We start from the raw sequence: 3119 nt of genomic DNA on the forward strand, positions 1-3119 counted from the left end.
TTGCGCCCACCATGATCACGCGGGTCTTCGATAAACAAATCACTCTGCGCCACCGAGGTCGCCCCAAAGGTATTCGTCTCGATGATGTCCGCCCCAGCCTCCAGGAAGCGCCGATGAATGTCCTCAATAATCTCCGGCTTCGTGATGCTCAGGATGTCGCCATTGTTGAGCAGATCCTTCTCGTTCTTCGCAAAGCGAGTGCCCCGAGCGATCTCCTCACTGAGCAAGCCCTTGGCCTTATATTCACGGATGGTCGTGCCCATAGCCCCATCGATGACCAGGATGCGCTGGCGCATGGCGGCTTCGAGTTCAGTGCGGCAATTCGGGCGGGAAGGCATGGCTGAAACTAGCGCCGGAGATGGACGGGTCAACCTATCACATGAACGCATCATGATTTGAGCATGTGATGTTATTTCTTATTTACAAGATGCGCCTCCGATATATCGACACTCCATGTCCGCCAAACGCAAGTCTGCACCCGCCGAACCCAGTCCAGAGGCCATCAATGAGAACCTCGGCAAGCGGGTGAAGAAGCTGCGCGGCGATCGCGGCTGGTCGCTCGAAGAACTCGCCAGCGCCAGCGGTGTGAGCCGATCGATGCTCAGCGAGATCGAGCGCGAGAAGGCGAATCCGACGCTGACGGTCACGTTTCGCATCGCCCGAGCCTTTGGACTCACTTTGCAAGAACTCATCGAGAGCGCGGAGGCCAGCGCCTCGAAAATTCAGGTCATCCGCGCCAGCGACCGTGCCCAAGTCTTCCGCAGCGACAAGCATCACGAAATTCGCACGCTCTCGCCGCTCAATCTGGAGAAGGATGTCGAGTTTTACGAAGTCCGCCTCCGTCCCGGCGGAGCGTTGCGCTCCCAGCCGCATTTTGAAGGCACGCGTGAGTTTTTGACCGTCGAGGAAGGCAGCGTGCGCATCGAATCCGACCTGGACACCGACGAACTCGCCAAAGGCGACTCCGGCACTTACCGCGCCGATGTGCCGCATGCCATCGTGAACACCGGCAAGGCCGACGCGCTGGTTTTTCTCGTCGTGATTTATCGCTGAACCATTTATCCAACCAACCATGCAATCGTCCATAACCCAACCATCTCTGCGTCCTCTGCTCCTCTGCCCCTCTGCGGCAAAACGGAACTGCATGTACACTCGCATCTGCCGCAGAGGGGCAGAGCGGCGGAGGACGCAGAGGTTTGTTATTGCTGCTGCCATGCTGGTCGCGTTCAGCGGCTTGTTGCACGCGCAGATGCCGCCTGCACTTGTGAACGCGGAACGCGCCAAAATCCTCGAAGGCGTCAAATCGGTGCCGAAAGCGGGAGCGCCGGGGCCGGTCGGCATTTGGGGCCAGATCGCGTTTCCGATTTTGTCGGCACCGGACAAGGATGGTGTGGAAATCGCGGTCGCGGCAGCCGCAGGTTATCAAAAAGGGCGATTCATTCTTTTCGGGCATAACAGCTACCTCGCCGGTGGCGAGGGCGGTGATCACGCGAGGCTCATGGAGAACTGTGTGAAGTGGGCGGGCAACCAGGAGAAGCCGCGTGTCGGCCTCAAAGGCGTGAACGCGGTCAATTTCTACAAACAGCGCGGTTTCAACGCGGAGACCTTCGACACCGTCGAGAAAAAGAACCTCGGCGACTACGATGTCGTGATCATCAACATCCAGGGTGTCACGAGTGCGGAGGAAGGCGCGGCGTTGGCCGATTACATCAAAGGCGGCGGCGGATTCATCGGCGGCATGACCGGCTGGGCGTATGGGCAGACGAGTGGTGGCAAAGATCTGACCCTCTCCCATGGCGTGAACCAAGCGCTGCTGCCTGCGGGCATCGCGATCACGGACATGAGCGCGTTTGACCAGTTGCGCAGCTTCGAGGCACGTACGGAACTGTCGCAGTTCATGAATGCGTCCGATGCCATCAGCGCGATCAAGAAGCAACGCGATGGCGGACCGGCGCTCACGGCGGAGCAGATGAAGCAGGGCATGAACGCGATCCAGATCGCCATGGCCGCGCAACCACCGGATCGCGGGAATTTGAAGAACGCGGTGACCGCCGCGCTGGGCAATGCTGGTGCAGATGCGCCGGTGCCGAAGGATAAAGAACCGCTCACTGACACGCAGCATGCCGCCGCACGCCTGCGGCTCGGCATGGAGACACGCATGCTGCGACTTGCGGGCGCGGATGGCATCAAGGCGCATCCGGCGCATGTCGAATTCCCCGGCAAGGCACCCGAAGGTGCTCCGCGCATCACCGGCGAGGTGAAAATCACGCCCAGCATCCCCGGCTGGACCAGCACCGGCCTTTACGCCGCCGCAGGCGAGGTCATCACGGTCACGCTGCCCGAAAAATATGCCGACAAAGGCTACGCCGTGCGCATCGGCTGCCACAGCGACACGCTTTACCACCTCGACAAATGGCAGCGTGCCCCGGACATCACGCGCAGCGACACGCTGGGCGCCCCAATCACGAAAACGGCTAGCGCCTTCGGCGGATTGATCTACATCGAAGTTCCGGGCCGTGCGAAAGACGACGAACCGTTCACGGTTGCCATCCAAAATGCCATCGCCGCGCCGTTGTTCGTGCTCGGCCAGGATGATGACGCGAAATGGAAGGAAATCCGCCAGCGACCAGCGCCTTGGGCCGAGATGGCGTGTGACAAGCTCATCATCTCCTTTCCCACCGAAGTCGGCCGCCTTGTGAACAATCCGACCGAGCTCATGACCTTCTGGAAAAAGGTCGTCGAGGCCCAGGATGATGTGAGCAACCAGACCGCCGAACGCAAACGCCCCGAGCGCATCGTCGCCGATGTGCAGATCAGCGCCGGTTACATGCACAGCGGCTATCCCATCATGATTCCGACCAGTGCCGCGCCGGAAATGGTCACCTTTGGCAAGCTGAAATTCCCAGGCTGGGGCTTCTACCACGAAATCGGCCACAACCATCAGCGCGGCGATTTCACCTTCGACGGCACCGGCGAGGTCACGAACAACGTGATCGGCATGTACTGCTACCACGAGGTCTTGAAGAAAGACTGGCTTATCGGGCATCCCGCGATCACCGAGGAGGAGCGCAAGGCGAACGTGCAGAAGATCAAGAAGTCCGCCAACAAATGGCAGGACT

At 60.1% G+C, this 3119-nt stretch carries 3 protein-coding genes; 2 read left to right on the forward strand and 1 reads right to left on the reverse strand.

Annotated elements, in window-relative coordinates; genetic code table 11:
- The coding region (locus tag ACKVY0_RS27200) for a homocysteine S-methyltransferase family protein (RefSeq protein WP_409218020.1) at positions 1-338 on the reverse strand (338 nt) is incomplete at its 3' end.
- Positions 339-453: 115 nt separating this feature from the next.
- On the opposite strand from ACKVY0_RS27200, the gene ACKVY0_RS27205 reads away from it, so the two are divergent.
- Entirely contained in the window at positions 454-1053 is a 600-nt protein-coding gene (locus ACKVY0_RS27205; protein WP_409218021.1) for a helix-turn-helix domain-containing protein, read from the forward strand.
- Positions 1054-1213: 160 nt separating this feature from the next.
- On the forward strand, positions 1214-3119 hold a 1906-nt coding region (locus tag ACKVY0_RS27210; protein WP_409218022.1), incomplete at its 3' end, for a M60 family metallopeptidase.

Origin of the sequence: Prosthecobacter sp. (assembly GCF_046154365.1) — a bacterium.
In the GTDB taxonomy this organism is placed as follows: domain Bacteria; phylum Verrucomicrobiota; class Verrucomicrobiia; order Verrucomicrobiales; family Verrucomicrobiaceae; genus Prosthecobacter.